Raw genomic sequence first — 24,082 nt, forward strand, 5'->3', positions numbered from 1 at the left:
CGATGACCACGACCTCACTCGAGTCTCCCGCTGCCGTAGCCCCCACGCTGGGATCGCCTGTGTCGCGTCCCGCTCGCCTGCAGTCGCTGGACGTGCTGCGTGGCGTGACGATCGCCGCAATGATGCTCGTCAACAAGCAGGGCAACGATGGGGGCTATGCGGCGCTGCAACACGTGCCGTGGCACGGCGCGACACCGACCGACTGGATCTTCCCGTTCTTCCTGTTCATGGTCGGAGTTGCCCTCCCCTTCTCGATTGCCAGCCGCCGGCGTCAGGGCGCATCCAACGCGGAGATCCTGAGGCACGCCTTCTCGCGTGCGCTGATCCTGTTCGCGCTTGGCATGTTCGAGAAGAACTTCCCGTTCCTCTCCACCACGCTGGACACGGTGCGCATTCCTGGCGTGCTGCAGCGGATCGGCTTCTGCTACTTCGCCGGCACCGCCTTGCTGCTCTACACGACGCGCAAGCAGCAGGGCATCATCGCGGCGCTGCTCCTGGTCGGCTACTGGGTGCTACTGGCGTTCGTTCCTGTGCCGGGCCTTGGCGTGGTGCCGATGACAGGCGAGTTCGCGTCGCAGAACTGGGCCGCCTGGGTCGACCAGCTCACGATGGGCCGTCATCTCGGTTACGGCAATCACACGTGGGACGCCAACGGGCTGCTCTCGTCACTGCCGTCGATCGTCACCTTGCAGGCCGGCGTGCTGGCCGCGTGGATCCTGGAGGCGGGCGTCACCGTTGCGGCAACATGGCGCCTCGTGCTCGCAGGCGTGGCCGGCGTGATTCTCGGGTGGGTCTGGGGTGGGTTCCAGCCGCCGATCGGGCTCGGCATCATCGGCGAGCCGAGCGTCACCAATGCGCTCGTATTCCCCATCAACAAGATGCTGTGGACGAGCAGCTACGTGCTCTACACGGCCGGTCTGGCGTTCCTGTCGCTTGCAACATGCATCTGGCTCGTGGACCTGGGGCGCCGTGCCGTCGACGTCCCGCGCTGGACGATGCCGTTCGTGGTGCTGGGGACCAACGCCATCTTCGCGTACCTGGCGTCCGGCCTGGCGGCCAAGCTGCTCCACGTGTGGACGGTCGCCGCGAGCGATGGCACCCGCACTTCCGCGTGGGGCTGGGCACAGGTGCACGTCTTCGGGGCACTCATCCCTTCGGTGCCGCTCGCGTCACTCGTGCACTCGAGTGTCTACGCGCTGCTGTGGATCGCGATCTGTGGCTGGATGTACAAACGCCGGATCTTCCTGAAGCTGTGACGTGGCCTTCATAACGACCCTGCTCGCGATCATCGGACTGGCCGTCGCCCTCGTGCTGGTGGCGGCGCTGCTGTCGGCCCGGAAGCCTCCAGAACCGCCGCCGGAGCCGTGAGACCGCCGAGCGGACCTACGGCCGGCCGCCACGGCCTACAGCCGGCGGCCTACCGCCTACATCTCAGGCCTTCACGCGATCGAACTTCAACGGGTAGCTGCGGTTGGAGTTCCACTGCGCGACGTACAGCGAACCGCCCTTGTCGACGTACACGTCGTGCGGGTGGTTGAGCGTCGCGTTGAAGGGCACGAGCGGCTTGAGCGCGCCGTTCTCGTAGACCGGAGCCTCGCCGCCCACCACGGACACGACCTTGTCCTGGCCGTCGAGGATCAGGATCATCGCGTTGAGGCTGGCGATGGCGATGTGGTTGTCGGCCATCGGCGCGATGTTGCTCGGCTGCGATCCGGGCACCGCCACGGTGCGAAGCAACTCGCCCTTCGGCGAGAACCACTTGAGCAACGCGTTGGCCCGGTCGCACACCAGCAGGTCCTCGGTCCCGCGGCGCGTGTCCAGCCAGATTGCGTGCGGCTGCTTCAGGTTTTCCGGCGCCGTCCCCGCCCCCCCGAAGGTCTGGATGTACGTCCAGTCGGGATCGAAGTGGTGGATGAAGTGCGAACCGTATCCGTCGCTGATGTAGAAGTCGCCCGCCTTCATCACCGCCACGTTGGTCGCGTGGTATTTCGTGATGTCGGGGTACTTTGCCGACAGCGCGTCCGGGTTCAGGCGCTTGACCTCGCGACCGTCCGGGGTCAGCAGCGAGATCACCGACAACTGGTGATCGGTGACCCACAGCAGTTCATCGCCGCGCCCATCCTGGCGGAACTCCAGCGCGTGTGCGGCCGGGAAACGGTCCTCGCGCTTGGCGACAAACGACCCGTCCTTCTTGTACGTGATGATGTTGTTGCGCTTGTCGTTGGTCAGCAGGACGATCTGCCCCTCGCGGTTCTCGGTGATCGCGTGGCAGTCCTCCACCGGCGTCGTCGCGCGATCGAGCCAGCCCCAGCCGTGCACCTGCCGGTAGCGGAAGGCGCCCTGCCCGAGGACGTCGGGACTCGCCGTCGGGCCGCCGGCAGCAGCGGACAACCTGGTGGCGACACCTGCGGCAATGGCGCTGGCAGCGCCCGTCAAGATCGTGCGGCGATTCATCAGTACTCTCCCGGGCTGTGCAAGCGCCGTCATCATATCCTTCGCCCCGCGTGAGTGCCCCTTCCAGCGCTACAGCGCGTTCCCCCGCACCAAGAGACAGTGGACGGTAGCGCCCGACGGACCTAGCCTGAAGCCGTACCGTCCTGCGGCGGTGCGGCAGCCACCCCCCCGATGGCGCACCTGCGGCTCGGGCCGCGCCGCCCGATGGCGAGAGTGACGACAGATTGTGAAGTCGAAAGGACGAAAGACGTTGAACACGCTTACTCGGGTCGTGTGCCTGCTCGCCGCGCTGCTCACGGCGGCGGCGAACTCGGCAGCTCAGCCCGCGCCGGGGCAGCCACTCACGCGGACGGCCCACATCACCTACACCGGCACCGTGACGGCGCTGGACCCGACGTCTCGCCTCGTCACTACGCGCGGTAACGACGGGGTCTCGGCGACGTGGGAGTTCCCGCCGAACGTGCCCCAGGCCGAGGTGGACGCCATTCGCGTCGGGCAGGTCCTCACGGTGACCTACTCGGACGCTATCAGGCTACGACAGAAGCCTGCGGGTGAGCCGATCGTCGACTCGGTCGAGCCGACCTCGCGCATGCGCACGGCCACCGTCACGATCGCCGCCGTCGACGTCGCCACCAGCACCGTCACGTTCACTGGTCGGTCGGGCCGCTCGTTCACACGCCAGGTTGTCGATCCGGCCGACCTCGCCTTGCTGCGCACGGTTGCCGTGGGCGACCGCGTCGACGTGAGCTGGTCCGAGACGATGGAGATTGTCACGGGCGTTGTGGCAACCGTGCAGCCGGCCGCGGCGCCGATGCCCATCGTGGACGACCCCGATCCCGACACGCTCCGGCACCGGCTCACGCTGTCGGTGCTGTTTGGCGTCGACAACCAGTTCAGCGGCAAAATGATCGAGCAGGCCAACGGCAGCACCACCGGAGGCGTACCGATCCGCCTCGACGAGACCACGTTCGACGAGACGTACGGGCGCATGGGGCTGTTGAAGGTCGGCGTGGGGTATCGGATGAGCCCACGCAACGAGGCCGTGCTCAACTTCGTGATCTCGCGGAGTTCCTCCGAAGTCGTCGACGTCGGCACGGTGGGGACCGCCGGCACGCCGATCTACGTCAAGTTCGGCGACTACAACTACTGGGGCATCGAGGGCGGGCAGCGTTTCTACTTCGTCCAAACGCGGTTCACGCCCTTTGTCGGCTACGTCATTGGCCTGAATCGCTTCGACGACATCCGCGGTGAGTTCGTGGACATCCCGAACGGTTTCGTCCCCGGCTATGTCGCCCAGGACGGCAAGTTCTTCGAGAAGTCGTGGGCCTTCAGCTTCGGGCCAACCGCTGGCGTGCTCGTCGGCGTCGGCCCGATCGAAGTCATGGGAGAAGTCGGTCTGCGCTTCATGGGCGGCCTGTCCGACGTGGACTGGCTCGTGGAAGAAGGACTGCGCGACATCAACTCCGAGAGCTCGCGCTGGTCATTTCCGATCATGCTCGGCGCTCGCGTCAGGTTCTGAACACGGAACCGGAACAGACCGCTCAGCACATCGTCGTCAGGCGCCCGACACACGCCGGCGGCTACGTCAGGGCCGGGCTCCACCTCCGCCAAGGCTACGGTGGGGCAAGTCGGAGAGCCGGCCCTACCTTCACAACGCGGCGTGGGCCACGGCGGCGATCGACTCGTCGAGGATGTCGATGGCGATGCACGCCTGTGCCCGCGTGAGGACGAGCGGCGGTGACAGGCGCAGCGTGTTGCGCCCTGCGCCAAGGATGAGCAGCCCTCGCGCGAACGCTGCGTCGACGACGCGGTCGCGCTCGACCGTGGCACGCACCTTGGTGATCCGATCCTGCACGAGTTCGATGCCGATCATCAGGCCCTTGCCGCGGACGTCGCCGATGATCGCGTGCTTGTGCTGCAACTCGCGCAGGCCCTCGAGCAGGTAGCCACCGACGTCGGCCGCGTTGGCCACGAGCTGTTCCCGCAGCAGCCGGATCGTCGTCAACGCCGCTGCGCAGGAGATGGGATTGCCGCCGAAGGTGCTGGCGTGCGCGCCGGGGGTCCAGTCCATCAGGCCGGCCCGCGCAGTCGCCACGCCGAGCGGCAGGCCCGATGCAATCCCCTTGGCCATCGTGATGATGTCGGGCTGCACACCGCTGTGCTCGGTCGCGAACATGCGGCCCGTGCGCCCCATGCCGGCCTGCACCTCGTCGACGATCAGCAGGATGCCGTGGCGATCGGCTAGCTCCCGCAGTCGCTGCAGGAACTCGGGCGGCGGCACGAGATACCCGCCCTCCCCCTGGATCGGCTCGACGACGATCGCCGCCACCTCGTCGGGCGCCACCAGGTGCACGAAGGTCCGTTCCTCGAGGAACTCGAGCGACTGCTCCACCGCGCCTGGACCGGCGCGATAGACGTCGGGATACGGCACGTGGAACACACCGGGTGCGGTCACCGGCCCGAAGCCCTTGCGCTGCACGGCGCGGCTCGCCGTGAGCGACAGCGCTCCCAGCGTCCGGCCGTGGAAGGAGCCCATGAACGCGATGAGGAACGGGCGCTTCGAGTGATAGCGCGCCAGCTTGATCGCCGCCTCGTTGGCCTCCGCACCGGAGTTGCCGAAGAACGACCGGCACGGGCCCGGCATCGGCGCAATCTCCGACAGCACCTCGGCGAGCTGCACCTGCAGTTCGTAGTAGAAGTCGGTTCCGGACATGTGCAGGTAGCGACCCGCCTGGTCGACGATCGCGGCGACGACGTCCGGGTGCGAGTGCCCGGTCGAGTTCACCGCGATGCCGGCAGCGCAATCGAGGAACACGTTGCCGTCGACGTCCTCCACCATCGACCCCTCGCCACGCGCGATGACGAAGGGATAACCGCGCGTGTACGACGGCGAGACGACGATGCCGTCGCGCGTGATGATCGCCTTCGCGTTTGGCCCGGGCAAGGATGTCTGGAAGTGCGGCACTTGCGGCAGCGTGCTCATTTGCGCTTCCAGATCGTCCCCGTGGCGCTGTCCTCGAGGATCACGCCACGCGCGTCCAGGTCGGTGCGGATGCGGTCGGCCTCGGCGAAGTTGCGCATGCGGCGGGCCTGGACGCGGGCTTCCATCAGCGCGTCGAGCTCGTCCTGGGGAATCGGCGGCGCAGCTTCTTCCTGGCGCCGCAGCGCGATGACGCCAAGTACCTTGTCGCCGTCATCGAAGAACGCGAGCGTGGCGTCGGCCTGGGCGCGAGTCAGCGTGCCCGCGTCGATGGCTGCGTTGGCTTCCCGCAGCAGTTCGAACACCGCTCCCAGCGCGCCGGGCACGTTCACGTCGGCCTGGAGCTTGTCGTGGAAGTCGCTGCGCGCCGCGTCGAGCCGCGCTTCCCAACCGTCTGCGCCGGAGCCATGCTTGACCCGCTCGAGACGGCCGATGCAGTCGTACAGCCGCTTGACGGCCTCTTCGGCCTGTTGGAGCGTCGCCCACGAATACCGCAGTTGTTTGCGGTAGTGGACCGAGATCAGCAGGTATCGCAGCGCCGACGCGCGATAGCCCTGGTCGAGGATGTCGCGGATCGTGAAGACGTTGCCCACCGACTTCGACATCTTCTCGCCGTCGTCCATGAGCAGGTGCTCGACGTGGTACCAGAACCGCGAGAACTGGACACCGGTCGCGCCCTCCGCCTGGGCGATCTCGTTCTCGTGGTGCGGGAAGATCAGGTCGACGCCACCGCAGTGGATGTCGATCGGTGCAGGCCCGAGCAGCCGCAGCGCCATCGCCGAGCATTCGATGTGCCAGCCGGGGCGACCAGGACCGACGCCGCAGTCCCATGTCGGCTCGTCCGGCTTGGTGGCCTTCCAGAGGACGAAGTCGCGGGCGTCTTCCTTCTCGTACTTGTCGCTGTCCACGCGGGCGCCGCTGATCATGCCGGCCTGATCGAGCCTGGCGAGTTGCCCGTACCGAGGCAGCGTCGAGATCTTGAAGTAGATCGAGCCGTCGCTCCGGTAGGTGTGGCCGCGCTCCTCGAGCGACGCGATCATGTCGGCCATCGCGACCATGTTCTCCTGGTCGGTGGCGCGCGGCGTGTCCTCGGCCGGTTCGAGCCCCAGCGCGGTGGCGTCCTCACGAAACGCGTCGATGTAACGCGTCGTGTATTCGCGCAGCGGCACGCCTGCCTTCTGCGACTCGGCGATGGTCTTGTCGTCGACGTCGGTGAAGTTGGTGACGTGGTGCACCGTGAAGCCGGCGACGTGACGCAGCGTGCGACGTAGCAGGTCCACCGCGAGGAAGGTGCGGAAGTTGCCGATGTGCCCGCGGGCGTACACGGTGAGTCCGCACGCATACATGCGCACGACGCCATCGCGCTGCGGGACGAACTCTTCTTCCTGTCGAGAGAGCGTGTTGTAGAGGCGCATGCGGTAGACACGAACGAGAGCGGGAACCGGGAATCGGGAATCGGGAACCGCCGAGGGTAGCATCGGGCTGTCCCAGAGCGTCGGGCCGCGCTCGGAGAGCGGGCCCTACCTGGCGACGATGGTAGGGCCGGCTGTCCCAGCTCGGCCTTCGCGGGCCCCCGGCAACACCAGCGCGTTCAGGCGCAACGGCAGGACACCCGACAGCTCACCTCACCGCCCGAGACATCGCACGCGAGTTCCACGTCCGGTGAGGAAGCCTCGGCCAGCGCCGGTACCGCGGGCGTGTCGCCCGACGCCGCCCAGCGCAGGTCGCCTCGCAGGCGGTCGCCGTCGCGGTCGAAGACCATGGCGACGTCACCGGCGACAGCGGCGCGATGTTCGATGAGCCAGGTCACCACCGCCTGCACCGCGGCCGCGAAACGCTGCGCGTGCGGCGAATCCCCGGCCAGCGCCCCGATGCGACCGACCAGGGCCCGCACCGCGTCCCCCAGGCGTCCATCCGGTGCGTATGTCACCGCCAGCGGCAGGGCAGGCGCAGCGTCGCGGGGCTCTGTCATACACGAGCGATTCTATAGCGAAAAGCGCTCGAAGACGGACCGCGCCGTCGCCACATCCTCGCGGATTTGCCGGACCAGGGCATCCACGCCGTTGAAGGCCTGTTCGCCGCGTAACCGCTGCACGAATGCGAGGCGCACACGCGTGCCGTAGAGGTCGGGGTTGACGTCGAGCAGGTGTGTCTCCACGCTCACCCGGCCCTCGGCCTCGAACGTCGGCCGCACGCCGATGTTGGTGACGGCGGCGTGAATGCGGTCGTCGACCGTCAACGTCGTCGCGTACACCCCGTGCGGCGGAAGGAGTTCGTTCTCACTGGTGATGTTGGCGGTCGGGAAGCCGATCTGCCGGCCCCGCGCCGCTCCCGCCACCACCGTGCCGTCCACGAAGTAGTGATGCCCGAGCAGGGCCCCAGCTTCGTCGACACGTCCCTCGCTGACCAGCCGGCGGATCCGCGTGCTGCTCACCACGAAGTCCTTGTAGCGCACGGGATCGATCTTCTCGGCGCGAAATCCGTAGAGCTGGCCGAGGTCCCGCAGCAGCGAGAAGTTGCCGGTGCGATCGCGTCCGAACAGGAAGTTGCCGCCGACCCAGACCTCAGCCACGCCGAGCCACTCCACGAGGACGCGACGGACGAACGTATCCGGATCGAGACGCGACAACTCGTGGTCGAAGTGGACGAGGGCCACACCCTCCATCCCGGCTCGCGCCAGCGCCTCGATGCGCTGCGGCGTGGTCATCAGCAGGGGCGGCGCCTTGTCGGGCCGCAGGACCCGCGGGGGATGCGGGTCGAAGGTCATCACCAGCGGCGTCCCGTGCCGCTCACGGGCCTGGCGACGGACACGCTCGAGGATTTTCTGGTGGCCGCGATGCAACCCGTCGAAGTTGCCGAGCGCCACCACCGGGTAGGGCCAGCGGCCGGGTCGCGGCGGGTCTTCCGGAAAGCGAATCACCTCCACCCGGAGGCGCGTGCCGTGTCGTACGTCCGTCATGTTGACGCGCCGGGCAGCGTGACCGACAGGCCATCATACGCCAGCGCCATGCCCTCTGGCAGGTGCGCGTTGGTCTCGGCGTGGCCGAGGTCATGGCACATGTGCGTGAACAACGTGCGCCGGGCTCCGGACCGCCGAGCCGCCACGACGGCTTCCGACAGCGAGAAGTGGGTCGGGTGCGCGCGTTCCCGCAGCGCGTCGATCACCAGCAGGTCCAGCCCCTCGAGCAGGGCCCAGGACGAGTCGGGGACGTGACTGCAATCGGTCAGGTAGGCAAAGCCGCCGATTCGATACCCGTGAATCTGCCGTCGTCCGTGCAGGACCGGCACCGGCAGCCAGGTGGTGCCGGCGATGTCGAAGGGACCGTCCACCACGGCGGGCACCAGTCGCGGCACACCGCCTCCGAGTTCGGCCGGCGAACTGAACGCGTAACCGAACATGCGCCTGAGCTCGTCGATCGTATGGGCATCGCCGTGGACGGTGAGCGTCCCGCCGCCCTTCAGGGCGATGAAGCGCCGCAACTCGTCGAGGCCGAAGATGTGGTCCGCGTGACTGTGGGTGTAGACGACGGCGTCGACCCGCGTCAGCCCTTGCGCAAGCGCCTGGCTCCGCAAATCGGGCGTCGTGTCCACCAGCACCTGCGTCCCATCGTCGTGGGTCACGACGATGGAGGGGCGAAACCGCTTGTCTTCGGGTGCGGGTGACTGGCAGACGGCGCAGGTGCACCCGATCATCGGGACGCCCTGCGAGGTGCCGGTGCCGAGAAACGTGATGCGCACGCTCAGGGAGTGACGATGCGGGAGGGGCCCCTCTTCGAGGCCTCCATGTACTTCGCGCGCAGTTCGTGAACCGCGCTCTCGAGCAACCGTCGCTCGTCGTCGGTCAGGTTGCCCCTGGTCTTCTCCTCGAGCATGGTGAGCACGTCGATCGCGTGGCCGGCGGAGACGAGGTTTACCGATCGTATCCCGGTCATCGGATCGGGCTCATCACCGATGTAGACCGATGCCGCCAGCACGAGGCCCGAGATGTAGCTCACGAATGTCAGCGACGCGTCCGGCTGGCTCATTTCCGGATGCTAGCATACGGGTCTTGACGCCCATGTCGCATGCCGAAGCCGGTGCCGCATTTGCAAGAGTCGTCGAGATCATGGCGCGACTACGGGCTCCGGACGGCTGCCCGTGGGACCGCGGACAGAGCCTGAAGACGCTTGCACGGTTCGTGCTCGAGGAGGCCGCGGAGGTGGTGGATGCCATCGAGCGCGAGGATGCCGACGGGCTGCGCGAGGAGGTCGGCGACCTGATTTTCGAGGGCGTGTTCCTCGCCCAGGTCAGCAAGGACGAGGGCGGTTTCGACGTCACCGCGGCACTCGAGACCGTGAGCACGAAGTTGATTCGCCGGCATCCGCACATCTTCGCAAGCGACGCCACCCTGACACCCGACCAGGTCAAGGACCAGTGGGACGCGATCAAGGCGCAGGAAAAGGCCGACGCAGGCCGCGCCCCGGCGTCGGTGCTCGATGGGCTCCCACTGGCCGAGCCTGCCCTCGCCCGCGCGAGGGCGATCTGCAGTCGCGTCGCCAAGGTCGGCTTCGACTGGCCCACGGCCGAGGCGGTGCTCGACAAACTCGACGAAGAGACGCGCGAGGTGCACGCCGCCATCGCCACTGGTGATCGCGATGCGATCGAAGACGAGATCGGCGACATGCTGTTCGTGATCGCCAACCTGGCGCGCAAGCTCGACGTGGACGCGGAGAGCGCGCTCCGCCGCGCGAACCTCAAGTTCATCCGCCGCTTCGGATCGGTGGAAAGACGGCTGGCGACTGCGGGGCTCCCGCTCGAACAGGCGACGCTCGAGGAGATGGAGGAGGCGTGGCAAGCCACCAAGCGCGACGAGGTGGACCGGCGGTGATGCTCCCCTCCCTGCCGCTCATCATCCGCACGAGCAGGACGCGGCCGTTGGTCGCCAGCTGAATCGCGCCGTCCTCGTCGGTCCGCAGCAGTGGCACCCGCCGAGCCTGCAGCCGCGCGACGACACGCGGCGCGGGATGCCCGAAGCGATTTCCACGCGCCATCGATCCGATGGCGAGCGATGGCCGCAGCGCCTCGAGCATGGCCTCGCCCGTAGACGACGCGCTGCCGTGGTGCGCAAGGCGCAGTACGGTCAGCGGCGCTGCGGCGATGCGCGGCGCTATGCGTGCTTCGACCGCGTCGCCGATGTCGCCGGGCAGCCACACGCCGATGTCGCCAAAGCGTACCCACAACACGACCGAGTCGTCGTTGCGCACGCGTCGCCGCTCCCAGTCCGGTCGCTCCGGGTGCAGCACCGAGACGCGCACCGGTCCGTCGGCGAACCACTCGCCTGCTGCCAGCGACCGCTGCCCCGCCGACGCGAGTGTCGCTGCGGCCTCCACTTCGGCCTGCAGCACATCGCCGGCGGCAGCGATGCCCGTCAACACTTCCCGCGGCTGGAATCGCCTGATGACCGTCGCCATCCCCGCGGCGTGATCCGGGTGCGCGTGCGTGACCAGCACGCGGTCCAGGCGACGGACGCCCAGTGCCCACAAGGCGGGCGATGTGACGCGAGCGCCGACGTCGAAGCTCTCCGTCACACTACCTCCAGCATCGACGAGCCACGTGCGGCCCGAGGGGAATCGAATCAGTGTGGCATCGCCCTGCCCCACGTCCAGAACCGACACGAGCAACCACGGTTCCGCTGGCCAGGTTGCGTGCTGCCAGCGCGCAGCGGCGCGCCATGTCCACGGCGCCGGGGCCGACCGTTCGATGCCTCCGGACACGATCCAGCCGAGGCACCCGACCGCCGGCAGGGCGCACCACAGCGCGACCGTGCGTCGCCGCTGCAGCCACGCGAACAGTGCAGCCGCGATCGAACCGTAATGCAGGCACAGCACCGGCAGTGATGGCGGCGGGACCTCACGTACCAGCCACGGCGCGACGGAGACGACATCGGCACTTCGGAGCAAGGTACGGACGCCGTACGTGGCAGCCACGCCGAAGGCATCGCTCGCGGGGACGGACACGAACGCGGCGGGCATCAACGCGAGGCCAGCCAACTGCACCACGCCCATCGCGGGCACGGCCACGACATTCGCCACAAGTCCCGCAGCCGTGGCCAGGTGGAACCAGCGCGCCGTAATCGGCAGCAGCACCATCTCGATCGCGAGGGTCGCGACGGCGAGGGCCAGCATCGGACTCGCAAGACGCCTCCATCGACCGTCGCCGCGCCGCGCTGCCTGCTCCCGCTGCGCTGGCGCGGATGCGAGTATCACGAGCGTGGCTGCGGCGCCGAACGACAGCACACAACCCGCGTCGTGCCATGCGAGCGGATCGAGCAGCCACTGCAGCCCCGCGGCCGCCACGAGGGCCTGCATGGCCGGCGTGCGGACGTCCCACCAGCGCGCCGCCAGGACGATGGCCGCGACGGTGACGGCGCGCGCCACCGACGCGCCGCCGTCGACAACCGCCGTGAAGGCGATCAGGCCGGCCGCGAGCCACCACAGGCCAGTGCGCACGCCGGCGCCGGCGGCACGCGGCAGGCACAGCAGCACTGCCAGCCAGATGGCGACGTTGCCGCCCGAGATCGCGACGACGTGATACACGCCCGCATGCTGCAGGTCGCGCACGATCGCCGGGTCCAGGCCGCTGCGATCACCGATGAGAATCGCGGCCATCGTCGCCGCGGCGGCCGGGTCCCTGACATGGATCGCGATGACGCGACGAATGCCGGCACGTGCCCCTGCCGCCCACTCCTCCCACCAGGGTCCGGGTGTCGCCTCGACCATCGATGCCGCCTTGATGGTGGCAAACAGGCGCAGCCCGCTGCGTGCCAGCGCACGCTCGGCATCGGGGACGCCGAAGTTGCGGTACGGCGACGGACGACGCAGGGAGGCGAACGTGGCGCGGACGACGCGGCCGCGGGTCCAGGCGAGGCGCGCGGCGAGTGCCGAATCGCCGACGACCGTTGCGCGGACACCGAGAGACGCGGGGATCCACGCAGCGGTCCACAGCACTCTCGTCACCTCGAGGTCGAGAGCGACGCCGCCGCCAGGTGACACCCATGCGTCGTGTCGCAGGACGCCGTCGACCCGCAGCGCCTCGCCCCGTGCGGTTGCCTGCTCCATGGCCACCACGTCGACACCTGGCGGCGCCCATCGGAGTGCGTCGGCTCGATTGCCCATCGCCACGCCGGCGCCAGCCATGGCCGCCGCGGCAGCCATCAGCGCGACGCTGCCATGCCCCGCCCACGCAAGGCGCGCCGAGATGATGAGGACACCGGCTCCGAGCACGAGGACGCGTGCCGATGTTTCTGGCGACAGGGGCACGGCGCCGCTGACCAGGCAGCCCATGAGCAAGGCGAGCACGCAGCAGGCCAGCGGCGACACGCATCATCAGAAGCAAGCGCGATGCCGCGCTGGGAGGGCCCGAGATCGAGCCAAATCAGTGCAATGTGGCTGATGTCTATGAGTGGGCGGGCAGAAGATGCAATCGGCCATCGGCGGCATGTCGCGGAAACTGCAACGCCCGGACACCCACGATCAATCTTCCGGGGACATCACTGACCGTCGACCTGAAGGTCGACGGCTACCTCAAGAGAACGCCGAACGTTGAACGCCGAACGCCGACGTCACGCCACAACCAAGGCTTCCGGGGAGAGCACTGACCGTCGAGCAAGCTCGACGGCTACACAACCCGGACGAACTGCCGGTCATGATCTCCCGGGAAGATCACTGACCGTCGACCTGAAGGTCGACGGCTACAACGGCGCGCTGAGGTCGACGGCTACAACGAAAAAGGGCGCCGCGAAAGGCGCCCTTCGTTCAACCTTCAACCGTCAACGTTCAACTTTCAGTCGTCAACCCTTCGACCTTCAGCCTTCCGTCCTTGATCCTTCGGCGTTCAGCGTCCGACGTTCAACGTGCGTCAGGCATCAGGCATCAGGCATTACTCATGACCGTGCCGTGATACTCCTGCAGCGACCGCACGTCGAGGCCCTGCTCGCGCAGCGCCTTGATGGCGGCGACGGTCGCAGACCCGCCAGTGAGCGTCGTGATGCATGGCACGCCTTGCATCATCGCGACGCGGCGCACGCTGCGGTCGTCGAAGAACGACTCGCGACCGAGCGGGGTGTTGAGCACGAGGTGAATCTGCTTGTTGACGATGCGATCGCCGACGTGTGGACGTCCCTCGTTGATCTTGTACACGACCTCGACGTCCAGGCCATGCGCGCGCAGGTAGGCGGCGGTGCCGCGCGTGGCCACCAGCTTGAAGCCGAGGGCCGCGAGATCGCGCGCGATGGGCACGACGTTGGCCTTGTCGTCGTTGTTGACGCTGATGAAAGCAGCGCCATCGAGCGGCAGCTTCTGGCCGGCCGCGATCTGTGCCTTGGCGAAGGCGGTGCCGAACGTCGGCGCGCCGCCCATCACCTCACCCGTGCTCTTCATCTCGGGCCCGAGGATCGTGTCCACGCCCGGGAAGCGGACGAACGGGAAGACCGGCGTCTTGACGAACACACCGGTCACCTCGAGGTCGGCCACCAGTCCGAGTTCGGCGAGCGACTTGCCGGTCATCAGGCGGGCCGCGACCTTCGCGAGCGGCACGCCGGTGGCCTTGGACAGGTACGGCACGGTGCGCGAGGCGCGCGGGTTCACCTCGAGCACGTAGACCGTGTCGTCCTTGATCGCGAACTGCGCGTTCATCAAGCCGATGACGTTGAGCGCACGGGCAATGCGGCGCGTGTAGTCCCGGATCGTGTCGAGGTGCTTTTCGGCCACCAGGTACGTGGGCACCACGCAGGAGCTGTCGCCGGAATGGATGCCGGCCTCCTCGATGTGCTCCATCACGCCGCCGATGATCACGCCGCCCTGGCCGTCGGCGAGGGCATCGACGTCGAGCTCGAACGCGTCTTCGAGGAACCGGTCGATGAGGATCGGCTTTTCGGGCGACACGTCCACCGCGTTGGCCATGTAGTTGTCCAGCGTCCCGGCGTCGTAGACGATCGCCATCGCGCGGCCGCCGAGCACGTACGACGGACGCACCACGACGGGGTAGCCGATCCTGGCGGCAACCTCGCGGGCCTCGTCGCGGCTGGCCGCCATGCCGTTGGCCGGCTGCGGGATGCCGAGATCCCACAGCAGCTTCGAGAACCGCTCGCGGTCCTCGGCCAGATCGATCGAATCGGGCGACGTGCCGATGATCCTGACGCCTGCTTCCTGCAGCGACAGCGCCAGCTTCAGCGGCGTCTGGCCGCCGAACTGCACCACGCAGGCGACGTCGCCGCCGGCCGAGCGTTCGCGCTCGATCACGGCGAGGACGTCCTCGAGCGTGAGCGGTTCGAAGTACAGCCGGTCCACCGTGTCGTAGTCGGTCGACACCGTCTCCGGGTTGCAGTTGATCATCACCGTCTCGAAGCCTTCTTCACGGGCGGCGAAGGCGGCGTGACAGCAGCAGTAGTCGAACTCGATGCCCTGGCCGATGCGGTTCGGGCCACTGCCGAGGATCACCACCTTGTTGCGTGGCGTCGGATCGGCCTCGCACTCGCGCTCGAAGGTCCCGTACAGATACGGCGTGAACGACTCGAACTCCGCGGCGCAGGTGTCGATGCGCTTGTAGGCATTGCGCAGGCCGAGTTCCTCGCGCTTCTCGCGCACGGCCCCTTCGTTGACCTCGCACAGGCGGGCGATGTCGCGGTCGCCGAAGCCGTTGCGCTTGAGGGTGCGCACGAGGTCCTCGGACATGTTGCGCAGCCCGATGTCGCGGGCCATCTTGCCGAGTTCGACGAGCTCCTGGAACTGCTCGAGGAACCACGGGTCGATGTGCGTCAGTTCGTGGATCTGCTCGACGGTCCAGCCGCGTTCGAGGGCGCGGAAGATCGACCACATGCGCCGATCGTTCGGGATCACCAGCGACCGCCGCAGCGCCTCCACCTTCTCCTCGTCATCGTCCACGGGCTGGCCGAAGAGCGATGCACCGCTACTCGTGAGTTCGAGCGAACGGACCGACTTGAGGAAGGCTTCCTTGAAGGTCCGGCCGATGGCCATCGCCTCGCCCACCGACTTCATCTGCGTGGTGAGCGTGGCATCCGCGGTCGGGAACTTCTCGAACGCCCAGCGCGGGAACTTCACGACCACGTAGTCGATCGTCGGCTCGAACGACGCCGGGGTGACGCGCGTGATGTCGTTGGGGATCTCGTCGAGCGTGTAGCCGAGCGCGAGCTTGGCGGCGATCTTCGCGATCGGGAACCCGGTCGCCTTCGAGGCGAGGGCCGAACTGCGCGACACGCGCGGGTTCATCTCGATGACGATGTAGTCGCCGTTGGCGGGGTTGACCGCGAACTGGATGTTGCTGCCGCCGGTCTCGACGCCGACGCGGCGGATGATGCGACGCGCTGCGTCGCGCAGGCGGTGGTACTCGCGGTCCGACAGCGTGATGGCCGGCGCGACGGTGATGCTGTCGCCGGTGTGCACGCCCATGGCATCGACGTTCTCGATCGAGCAGATGACCACGAAGTTGTCGGCGTGGTCGCGCATGACCTCGAGTTCGTATTCCTTCCAGCCGATGACCGACTGCTCGACGAGAATCTCGTGCATCGGGCTCAGGCTGATGCCACGCTCGCAGATCTCGCGGTATTCCTCGAGGTTGTAGGCGATGCCGCCGCCGACGCCGCCCATCGTGAACGAGGGACGGATGATCGCCGGAAAGCCCACGTCCTCGATGCACGCCAGCGCATCCTCGAGCGTGTGCGCCACCGCGGAGGCCGGCACCGGGATGCCGATCTCCTTCATCGCCTGCTTGAACTTGAGCCGGTCCTCGGCGACTTCGATCGCCGCGATCTGCGCTCCGATCAACTTCACGCCGTACTTCTCGAGGATCCCGGCTTTTGCCAGATCCACGGCGAGGTTGAGCGCCGTCTGTCCGCCGACGGTCGGCAGCAGCGCGTCTGGCCTCTCGCGAGCGATGATCTGCTCGGCGATCTCGACGGTGAGCGGCTCGACGTAGGTTCGATCGGCCAGCTCCGGGTCGGTCATGATCGTCGCCGGGTTGCTGTTGATCAGGATGACTTCGAGGCCCTCGCTCCTGAGGGCCTTGCACGCCTGGGTACCGGAATAGTCGAACTCGCAGGCTTGCCCGATCACGATGGGACCAGAGCCGATGACGAGCACGCGGGAGATGTCTGTACGGCGGGGCATCTAGGCGCGCGCCTCCATGGCGTCGAGGAACTCGCGAAACAGGTAGTCGGCATCGTGGGGCCCCGGTGCCGCTTCCGGGTGGTACTGCACGCAGAAGATCGGCCGCGAGCGGTGCTTCAGGCCTTCCACGGTGTTGTCGTACAGGTTCACGTGCGTGACTTCGACGTCGGCCGGGATGCTCGCCGGGTCCACCGCGAAGCCGTGGTTCTGCGAGGTGATTTCCACCGCTCCGGTGGCCACGTGCTTCACCGGGTGATTGGTGCCCCGGTGGCCGAACTTCAGCTTGAAGGTCCGCGCGCCGAGCGCCTGCGCCAGGACCTGGTGCCCGAGGCAGATGCCGAAGACCGGTACGTCGGCCTCGGCCAGGACTTTCGCGTTCTCCACCACGTACGGCAACGCCGCCGGGTCGCCGGGGCCATTGCTGAAGAACACGCCGTCCGGGTGGTCCTTCATCAGATCCGCCGCGGGCGTCGTCGCCGGGTAGACGCGGACGTCGACGCCATGCTCGGCAAAGCGGCGCAGGATGTTGTACTTCATGCCCAGGTCGTAGGCGGCGACCTTCAGGCGGCGGCCGGCACGGCGTTGCGGCTCGAGGATCAGGTCACGCCCGACGCGCGCGCCGGGTTCGTCGGCGGGCGCCCAGTCGAACGGCGCCGCGCACGTCACGTCCTTGACGAGGTCCGCGCCGGCCATCTGCCGCGCGGCACGCGCCTTCTCGACCAGGTCCTCGCCACGCACGCTCGCGCCCGTCGCGATCACTCCGTTCATGACGCCCGTCGACCGCAGCACGCGTGTCAGCGCCCGTGTGTCCACGTCGGAGATTGCGACGATGTTGTTGGCGACGAGGTATTCGCGCAGGGTGCTCTCGGATCGCCAGTTGCTGGCGACGCGCGACTCCTCGCGCATCACGAACCCTGCCACCTGCGGCCCGCGCGATTCGCCATCCTGCGCCGACACGCCGTAGTTGCCGATCAGAGGCGCCGTCATCGTGACGATCTGCCCGGCGTACGAGGGGTCGGTCAGGACCTCCTGGTAGCCCGTGAGGCTCGTGTTGAACACGACCTCGCCGCTGGTCTCCCCCGGGGCGCCAGCCGCGACGCCTTCAAAGACCTGTCCGTTCTCGAGTGCGAGTAAGGCTTTCATTCCTGTTCCTGCTGCAAAGTGGCCTGGACACGAACGCGCGTGCCGGCAATCACGGCCACCCGCCCTTCCCACGTCTTGTACCCCGGAGCTTCGACGCGAATCGTGTGCACGCCCGGCGAGAGGCCCGGGATCGACGCCGGCGTCTTGCCGTACGGCTGCCCGTCGACGAACAGGCGGGACTGGCCCGGGACCGACAGCACGAAGACGCCCCCCGTCGGCGTGGCCTCACGAGGCGGCGCCGGTGCCGGCGCGGCGGCGGTCGCAGTGCCCGCCGGGGCGACGACAGGCGGTGCGGACGGCCTCGGATCCGCTGCCGGCGGGGGCGGTGGGGTCGGGCGGGCTACCGCCGCCGTGGCCGGCCCCGCAACCCCTTGAGGCACGAGATCCACGCTCAGCGACGCCGCCGGCTGCGAGGCGAGCAGCGTCAACTCTCGTTCGATCGTCGCGAAGCCGGGCCGGGTGACCGCAATCGAATAGCGCCCGAACGGCAGGTCGCGCAACACCACGGGCGTCTCCCCGCGCACCACGCCGTTGACGCGGACCTCGCCCGAGGGCGACGAGCGAATCAGCATGCGGCCTCCCGTCGGGGCGGAAGGCGGCACGGGAATCGGTTCGGCGCGCGCGATGGGCGGTGCCGAGGCTGTGCGCGGCGGGCGGGCCGGAGGCGCCACCGGGTTGCGCTGCACGGGTGCCTGCGGGACCACGCTTGGCGCCGGGAGGACCTCCGCGGGCTGCGTTGCCGCTGGCTCCTGGCCAGCACCCTGCGCCGGCGACACGGCGGCCTCCGAGCCGGCACCGCCGGGGGCGGGGGCGGGGGCCTCCTGCACTGCCGCGGAGCTCACGGAGGGCGCCGAGGGGCCCTGCATGCTGCTCCAGGTGCCGTAGGCGAGCGCGGCCAACACCAGCATGACGGCGACGATCAACCACGGCCGCCGGCTCTGCGAGTCCTCGCCGACGGGTTGCCATTCGCGTCGGGGGTCGGTCCGGACAGTCGCACCTTCGTTGCTGTCGAACTCGGGCCACCGGGCCGCCGGTGCGGCGGCCTCGTGCGTGACCGCCGGCACCGGCACGATCTGGATCGTGAATGGCTCGGCGTCAGGCGTGGCCGCGATCGTTTCGTCCGTCACGTCGGCCACCAGCCATTCCTGCTCGGCTTCGGGCTGGGCAGCCGGCTCGACTTGTTCCGCGGCCCGGCTCCCTGTCTCGACGACGGGGCTCTCGATCGTGCCGTCCTCTTCGGGGAACAGCGAGAGCGCCACGCCTTCCGGATCGACGAGTGGCTGGACCTTGATCTCCCGGCCCTGGTCCGCGGTGGCCGCAGGCGAGGCGAGGATCACGCCCTCGCGCGCAAACCGCGACAACGCGCCCGATTCGGCTTCCCGTTCCGGCCCCGCCAGTGCCGCGAACCACGCCTCGAGCGACGGGTACCGCTGGTCCGGATCGGGATGCAGGGCACGGACGAAAACGTCGTGGAGGCGCGCATCCTCGGTCGGGGTTTCGGCCAGCGTCCAGCGATCGAATGCCGGGATGGTGCCCGCGATCAGACGACGGCCCGAAAGCGCGTCCAGGGCGAGCATGGCCATGGAGTACTGGTCGGCGCGTGCGTCCCACGTGCCGCCGGAGGCCCGCTCGGGGGCCGTGAACGGCACCCGCACCGGCGCCTGCAGTTTGAGGCGCTCGAGCGCCGGAGCAATCCCTACTCCCGTGAGCACGCCACCGTCATCGGTGACGAGGACGTCCCGCGGATGGAGGGCACCGTGCCATACACCCGCGTCATGCGCGGCCTGGAGTCCGTCGGTCAGCGTGCGCAACCACGGCAGGGTGGCGTCGAGCGTCTGACGTCCGTGGCGCAGTCGCCCTTCGACGCTCGGGGCGTTCAAGACCGGGGACGCCAGGTAGACGCCTTCGTCGCAGGTGCCGATCTCGGTCACCTGCAACAACGCGGCGTGCGGCGGCACGGCCTGGCGCGCCTGTTCCAGCAGCTCCGCCAAAGCGCCGGCATCGTCGGCGACATCGGTGATCAGCTTGAGGACCTGCAGTCGGCCGCGTTCGTCCTCCACGAGCAACCGTGGGCCCAACGTTCCCGACGCCAGGACGCGTCGGACACGAAAGGGTCCGACAACCTCGGGCGGCTGGAAGAGAGGCGAGGGGTCGTGGGTCAGGGCAGGGACTCTCCTGCGCGAGGCTCGCGCGGGCAGACGAGCCTGCATTATAGCAAGCCGGGCGTCTTGCCTTGACACCCGGTAGGCCCTTTGCGACAGTGGACCTCCTGTGCGCCCAGACTCGACCATGCAGGCGGCTCAGCCTCAGGGCATCGACTTGCGCCAGTGGTCGGGTTCTCGCCTGAGCCTCGACTACACCTACCAGCACGAAAAGCTTGCCCGGTACTATGCCGGCGATCCTGCCAATCCCGATGCCTGGCGGGACGTCATCACCCGCGTCCAGGCCCACCCGCGCGACCGCGCCGCCATGGTCGCGATCCTCGAAGCGCAGCTCGCCGCGCGGCAGGCGCCCGAACAGGCGCGCGCCGCGGCGGCCAAGCTCGCCGACCCGCGCACGGTGGCCATCGTCACAGGCCAGCAGGCCGGACTGTTCGGCGGGCCGCTCTACACGTTGATGAAGGGGCTCACGGCCGCCCGCCTGGCTGCCGACATCGAGGCGCAGTACGGCGTGCCGTGCGTGACCGTGTTCTGGAACCACGCCGAGGACCACGACTGGGAAGAAGTCGCATCGGCATGGATCCTCGACGACGACCTGCAGGCGCATCGCCTGACGGTGGCCGGCATCGAGGGCGACGGGCACGTGCCTGTCGGGCAGGTGCGTCTCACCGAGGACATCACCCGGGTGCTGGCGGAGCTGGACACGCTGCTGCCGCAGACCGAGTTCACCGCTGCGACGGTCGCTCAATTACGGCGATGTTACGCGCCGGGAACGGGCATGGCCGACGCATTCGGCCAGTTGCTCGACGTCCTGCTCGGGCCCCTCGGTGTCGTCGTGTTCGATGGCAGCGATCCGGCGGCCAAGCCGCTCGCCAGCACGATCTTCCAGCGGGTCCTTGCCCATCCCGGACACACCCGCCATCTCGCCAGCGACACCGGCCAGGCGCTCGTGGCCGATGGCTACCACGCGCAGGTCGTCACCCAGCCCGATGCCACCGCCCTCTTCTCGATGGTCGAGGGCCGGAGCCCCATCAAGTACCGCGACGAGCAGTTGTTGGTCGGCGAGACACCGGTCGACGCCGCAACCCTGCGCGCCGACGCCGCCGCGCATCCCGAGCGCTTCAGCCCCAACGTGCTCCTGCGGGCGGTGGTGCAGGACACGCTGCTGCCGACGATCGCGTACGTGGCCGGGCCCTCCGAACTCGCCTATCTCGGTCAACTGAAGAACGTCTACGCGTTCCACGAGACGCCGATGCCGCTGATCGTGCAGCGTGCCACGGGCACGATCCTCGACTCGGCGTCGCTGCGCTTCCTGGCGCGCACGTCGCTCGAATTGCAGTCGCTGCAGGCGCAGGACGAGCACGCGCTGAACCAGTGGCTGGAGGCACAGCTGCCGCCGACGCTCGAGCAGGCCTTGCACGACCTCGAGCACACGCTCGACGAACGGATGGCCGCGTTGCTGGCGGCTGTGCCGGCGCTCGATCCGACGCTCGACGGAGCGGTCAAGTCGTCGCAGGGCCGCCTGGCGCACGAAGTCCGCGGCCTGCACGCCAAGGTGATCAGCGCCGCCAAGCGCCGCAACGAGACGTTGCGCCGTCAATTCGCGCACGCCCAGCACCTGGCGTTCCCCGGTGGCCACCCGCAGGAGCGCGTGCTGTGCCTGGCCTGGTACATGAACCGGTTCGGTCCGGCCCTCGTGCCCCGACTGTACGAGTGCCTGCCCATCGAGGGCGGCAAGCATTGGTTGCTCCAGATTTGACGCCGGGCCACGGGGGAGCGCCCTCCGCCCCGTGACCGCCGCCCGCCGCGCTCGTCGCCGCCGCTGGCCCAGGGTGGTCGCGGCCGTGCTGCTCGGGCCACTGCTCGTCCTGGGCCTGGTCCTCGGCCTCGCCCTGTATCTGCTGTATCGCAGTGTCGCCGTCGAAGTCGACGCCCGGCTCGCCGGCCTGCACGACCGTGTCGCCCCGAAGGTCTACGCCCGTCCCTTCGTGCTCCGGACTGGCCAGGCGCTCACCTCGCACGAACTCGACGAACGCCTCGACGACCTCGGATACACGCGCAAGGACCAGGCAGTGGCGCCTGGCGAGTTCGACGTACAGCCGACCGAGGTCCGGCTCGTGCCGCGTGGCGGCACCGCCGAGGGGCAGGTCGTGCGCGTCGTCCTCTCGCTCGACGCGGCGGGCCGGAGCGGCCAGGTCAGGTCGCTGGAATCGGCGCGCGGAGGCAAGATTGCGGAAGTGGAGCTCGAAGCTCCGCTGCTCACCGCGGTCGCAGCCGGAGGGCGCGGCCGCCAGCGTCAATTGCCCCTGGCGCAGTTCCCCCCCGCGGTCGTACAGGCCGTGCTCGCGATCGAGGATCGACGCTTCTACTCGCACCCGGGTGTCGACGTCATTCGCACCTTCGGCGCCGTCGTCACCAACCTGCGCGGCGAGAAGAAGTACCTGGTCGGCGGCAGCACGCTGACGCAGCAGCTCGTGAAGAACTCGTTCCTCACGCCGGAGAAGACCTACACCCGCAAGATCCGCGAGCAGATGATGTCGATCGTGCTCGAACGGCGGCTGCCGAAGGACCAGATCCTCGAGCTCTATCTCAACGACGTGTACCTCGGACAGCGCGGCTCGTTCTCGGTCCACGGCGTCGCCGAGGGTGCGCACCTGTTCTTCGGCAAGGACATCAGCAACGTCACGCTCGCGGAGGCGGCGACGCTGGCCGGCATCATCCAGTCGCCGGCCGCGTACTCGCCGACACGGCACCCCGCGAAGGCCAGGGAGCGACGCGACGTCGTGCTGCGCGCGATGATGGAGTCCGGCTACATCACGGCCGCCGCCGGCGAAACCGCACTGCGCGAGGAGTTGCAGACCGCGCCGGGCAGCATCGATGCCGAAGCGCCGTACTTCGTCGATTACGTGACGCAACTGGTCATCGAGCAGGTCGCGATGCGTGCGTCGGCCAAGCGGGTGGCCGTGCACACGACGCTCGACCTGCACCTGCAGCGCGTGGCGCAGGACGTCGTGGCGAAGGGCGTGAACGAGATCGAAGCGCGGTTTGCCAAGGGGGGCAAGCTGCGCGGTCCCCTGCAGGCAGCGCTCGTGGCGGTGGACCCGCGCACCGGTGACATCCTCGCCATGGTCGGCGGGCGGTCGTACCAGCGTTCGCAGTACAACCGCGCCACGACCGCGAAGCGTCAACCCGGGTCGACATTCAAGCCGTTCGTCTTCCTGGCCGCCTTCGAACTGGCGCTGCGTGAGGGCCGCACCGATCTCACGCCGGCCACGGTGCTCTCAGACGAGCCCGCGGTGTTCATGGTCAACGGCGAGGAATGGGCGCCGCGCAACTACGACGGCGAGCACGACGGCGTGATCACGGCGCGGCGGGCGCTGGCCCGGTCCCGCAATCTCGCCACCATCCAGATGGCCGACCTCACGGGCTACCAGAACATCGCCGCGCTGTGGCGCAGCGTGAAGCCGGGATTCACGGCGCGGCCCTACCCGTCGATCGCGCTCGGGGTCTTCGAGGCGACGCCGCTCGACATGGCCGAGGCGTACACGTTGTTCCCCAATCTCGGCGAGGTCCGGCCGCTGCGCGCGGTCTCGCGCATCGAGGTGGATGATGGCGTCGCGCCATTGCCGGAGATGGGGCACCCCCGCCATGTGGCCCAACCCGGGCCCACCTTCCTGGTCACCAACATGATGCGCAGCGTGATCAACGAGGGCACCGGCGCCGCGGCGCGTGCGGCGGGCTTTGCGCTCGATGCGGCCGGCAAGAGCGGGACGACCAACGACCTGCGTGACGCCTGGTTCGTCGGGTTCACGCCCGAACTGCTGACCGTGGTGTGGGTCGGCCTCGACGACAACACCCCGGTCGGCCTCACCGGCTCGCAGGCGGCCCTGCCGATCTGGACCGCGTTCATGAAGCGCGCCCTGTCGGGGCACCGCAGCCAGGCCTTCACCGTTCCAGAGGGGGTCACCTTCGTGGAGATCGACAAGGACACGGGCGGACGAGCCGGCCCGTTCTGCGGGCATCTGCTCAGCGAGGCCTTCCTTGCCGGCACGGAGCCGCAAACGCTCTGCTACACCCACCTCGGGCTGCCCGGGGGCACCCTGACCCAGATGCCAGAACTGATGCAGGTGCCCGTCGGCCAACTGCCCCCTGCACCGCCCGTACCCTAGGGGCCGCACGTCTGT

15 protein-coding genes and 1 pseudogene are annotated in these 24,082 nt (G+C 68.6%); 5 read left to right on the top strand and 11 right to left on the bottom strand.

What is annotated here, in order from left to right; genetic code table 11:
* Nucleotides 1-2 precede the first annotated feature (2 nt).
* The gene (locus LuPra_RS21785) at nucleotides 3-1,256 is read left to right on the top strand and encodes an acyltransferase family protein (RefSeq protein WP_110172700.1); all 1,254 of its coding nucleotides are present in this window, start codon (nucleotides 3-5) and stop codon (nucleotides 1,254-1,256) included.
* A 175-nt stretch (nucleotides 1,257-1,431) separates the two neighbouring features.
* Here the strand turns inward: LuPra_RS21785 and LuPra_RS21790 are convergent, their stop codons facing one another.
* Nucleotides 1,432-2,454: an NHL repeat-containing protein gene (locus tag LuPra_RS21790; RefSeq protein WP_110172701.1), complete on the bottom strand. Its 1,023-nt coding sequence runs from the start codon at nucleotides 2,452-2,454 to the stop codon at nucleotides 1,432-1,434.
* A gap of 250 nt (nucleotides 2,455-2,704) precedes the next feature.
* On the opposite strand from LuPra_RS21790, the gene LuPra_RS21795 reads away from it, so the two are divergent.
* On the top strand, nucleotides 2,705-3,973 hold the full coding sequence (locus tag LuPra_RS21795) for a hypothetical protein (RefSeq protein WP_157899523.1): 1,269 nt from the start codon (nucleotides 2,705-2,707) through the stop codon (nucleotides 3,971-3,973).
* Between the two features lie 129 nt (nucleotides 3,974-4,102).
* Here the strand turns inward: LuPra_RS21795 and LuPra_RS21800 are convergent, their stop codons facing one another.
* From LuPra_RS21800 to LuPra_RS21825, 6 genes are all read right to left on the bottom strand, one after another.
* A complete protein-coding gene (locus LuPra_RS21800) occupies nucleotides 4,103-5,437 on the bottom strand; it encodes an acetyl ornithine aminotransferase family protein (protein WP_110172703.1) in 1,335 nt (444 codons plus the stop codon).
* Nucleotides 5,434-6,849: a cysteine--tRNA ligase gene (cysS, locus tag LuPra_RS21805; RefSeq protein ID WP_110172704.1), complete on the bottom strand. Its 1,416-nt coding sequence runs from the start codon at nucleotides 6,847-6,849 to the stop codon at nucleotides 5,434-5,436. The genes LuPra_RS21800 and cysS overlap by 4 nt, the downstream gene beginning before the upstream one ends.
* Nucleotides 6,850-7,025: 176 nt before the next feature.
* Complete coding sequence (locus LuPra_RS21810) at nucleotides 7,026-7,406, bottom strand: hypothetical protein (protein WP_110172705.1); 381 nt, start codon at nucleotides 7,404-7,406, stop codon at nucleotides 7,026-7,028.
* Nucleotides 7,407-7,418: 12 nt separating this feature from the next.
* Nucleotides 7,419-8,393 carry a bifunctional riboflavin kinase/FAD synthetase gene (locus LuPra_RS21815; RefSeq protein WP_110172706.1) on the bottom strand — a complete coding sequence of 325 codons (975 nt, stop codon included), beginning with the start codon at nucleotides 8,391-8,393 and terminating at the stop codon, nucleotides 7,419-7,421.
* Complete coding sequence (locus LuPra_RS21820; protein ID WP_234800501.1) at nucleotides 8,390-9,172, bottom strand: MBL fold metallo-hydrolase; 783 nt, start codon at nucleotides 9,170-9,172, stop codon at nucleotides 8,390-8,392. Before LuPra_RS21820 ends, LuPra_RS21815 begins: the two co-directional genes overlap by 4 nt.
* 2 nt (nucleotides 9,173-9,174) lie before the next feature.
* Nucleotides 9,175-9,459 carry a DUF1844 domain-containing protein gene (locus LuPra_RS21825; protein WP_110172707.1) on the bottom strand — a complete coding sequence of 95 codons (285 nt, stop codon included), beginning with the start codon at nucleotides 9,457-9,459 and terminating at the stop codon, nucleotides 9,175-9,177.
* Between the two features lie 32 nt (nucleotides 9,460-9,491).
* Between LuPra_RS21825 and mazG the strand changes: the two genes are divergently transcribed.
* Nucleotides 9,492-10,301, top strand: a complete 810-nt coding sequence (gene mazG / locus LuPra_RS33390) for a nucleoside triphosphate pyrophosphohydrolase (protein ID WP_110172708.1) — start codon at nucleotides 9,492-9,494, stop codon at nucleotides 10,299-10,301.
* 256 nt (nucleotides 10,302-10,557) lie between these two features.
* Here mazG and LuPra_RS33395 read toward each other — a convergent pair.
* The 4 genes and pseudogenes from LuPra_RS33395 to LuPra_RS21850 form a co-directional block, all read right to left on the bottom strand.
* A pseudogene (locus tag LuPra_RS33395) lies at nucleotides 10,558-12,756 on the bottom strand (ComEC/Rec2 family competence protein); the annotation flags it as partial.
* Nucleotides 12,757-13,344: 588 nt separating this feature from the next.
* A complete protein-coding gene (gene carB, locus LuPra_RS21840; protein ID WP_110172710.1) occupies nucleotides 13,345-16,596 on the bottom strand; it encodes a carbamoyl-phosphate synthase large subunit in 3,252 nt (1,083 codons plus the stop codon).
* Nucleotides 16,597-17,739 carry a glutamine-hydrolyzing carbamoyl-phosphate synthase small subunit gene (gene carA / locus LuPra_RS21845; protein ID WP_110172711.1) on the bottom strand — a complete coding sequence of 381 codons (1,143 nt, stop codon included), beginning with the start codon at nucleotides 17,737-17,739 and terminating at the stop codon, nucleotides 16,597-16,599. It lies immediately after the preceding gene.
* Nucleotides 17,736-19,799 carry a PEGA domain-containing protein gene (locus LuPra_RS21850; RefSeq protein WP_110172712.1) on the bottom strand — a complete coding sequence of 688 codons (2,064 nt, stop codon included), beginning with the start codon at nucleotides 19,797-19,799 and terminating at the stop codon, nucleotides 17,736-17,738. Before LuPra_RS21850 ends, carA begins: the two co-directional genes overlap by 4 nt.
* A gap of 211 nt (nucleotides 19,800-20,010) precedes the next feature.
* Between LuPra_RS21850 and bshC the strand changes: the two genes are divergently transcribed.
* Together bshC and LuPra_RS21860 are read left to right on the top strand one after the other, a co-directional pair.
* A complete protein-coding gene (gene bshC / locus LuPra_RS21855) occupies nucleotides 20,011-21,657 on the top strand; it encodes a bacillithiol biosynthesis cysteine-adding enzyme BshC (RefSeq protein ID WP_157899524.1) in 1,647 nt (548 codons plus the stop codon).
* 31 nt (nucleotides 21,658-21,688) lie between these two features.
* Nucleotides 21,689-24,067: a PBP1A family penicillin-binding protein gene (locus LuPra_RS21860; protein WP_157899525.1), complete on the top strand. Its 2,379-nt coding sequence runs from the start codon at nucleotides 21,689-21,691 to the stop codon at nucleotides 24,065-24,067.
* Nucleotides 24,068-24,082: the final 15 nt, after the last annotated feature.

Origin of the sequence: Luteitalea pratensis, assembly GCF_001618865.1 — a bacterium.
In the GTDB taxonomy this organism is placed as follows: domain Bacteria; phylum Acidobacteriota; class Vicinamibacteria; order Vicinamibacterales; family Vicinamibacteraceae; genus Luteitalea; species Luteitalea pratensis.

What these genes read in the sequence shown, in the direction of transcription:
- LuPra_RS21810 (WP_110172705.1), bottom strand. Translation starts at nt 7,406, where the DNA reads ATGACAGAGCCCCGCGACGCTGCGCCTGCCCTGCCGCTGGCGGTGACA.
- LuPra_RS21790 (WP_110172701.1), bottom strand. Translation starts at nt 2,454, where the DNA reads ATGAATCGCCGCACGATCTTGACGGGCGCTGCCAGCGCCATTGCCGCA.
- LuPra_RS21825 (WP_110172707.1), bottom strand. Translation starts at nt 9,459, where the DNA reads ATGAGCCAGCCGGACGCGTCGCTGACATTCGTGAGCTACATCTCGGGC.
- carA (WP_110172711.1), bottom strand. Translation starts at nt 17,739, where the DNA reads ATGAAAGCCTTACTCGCACTCGAGAACGGACAGGTCTTTGAAGGCGTC.
- mazG (WP_110172708.1), top strand. Translation starts at nt 9,492, where the DNA reads ATGTCGCATGCCGAAGCCGGTGCCGCATTTGCAAGAGTCGTCGAGATC.
- cysS (WP_110172704.1), bottom strand. Translation starts at nt 6,849, where the DNA reads ATGCGCCTCTACAACACGCTCTCTCGACAGGAAGAAGAGTTCGTCCCG.
- LuPra_RS21815 (WP_110172706.1), bottom strand. Translation starts at nt 8,393, where the DNA reads ATGACGGACGTACGACACGGCACGCGCCTCCGGGTGGAGGTGATTCGC.
- carB (WP_110172710.1), bottom strand. Translation starts at nt 16,596, where the DNA reads ATGCCCCGCCGTACAGACATCTCCCGCGTGCTCGTCATCGGCTCTGGT.
- LuPra_RS21785 (WP_110172700.1), top strand. Translation starts at nt 3, where the DNA reads ATGACCACGACCTCACTCGAGTCTCCCGCTGCCGTAGCCCCCACGCTG.
- LuPra_RS21800 (WP_110172703.1), bottom strand. Translation starts at nt 5,437, where the DNA reads ATGAGCACGCTGCCGCAAGTGCCGCACTTCCAGACATCCTTGCCCGGG.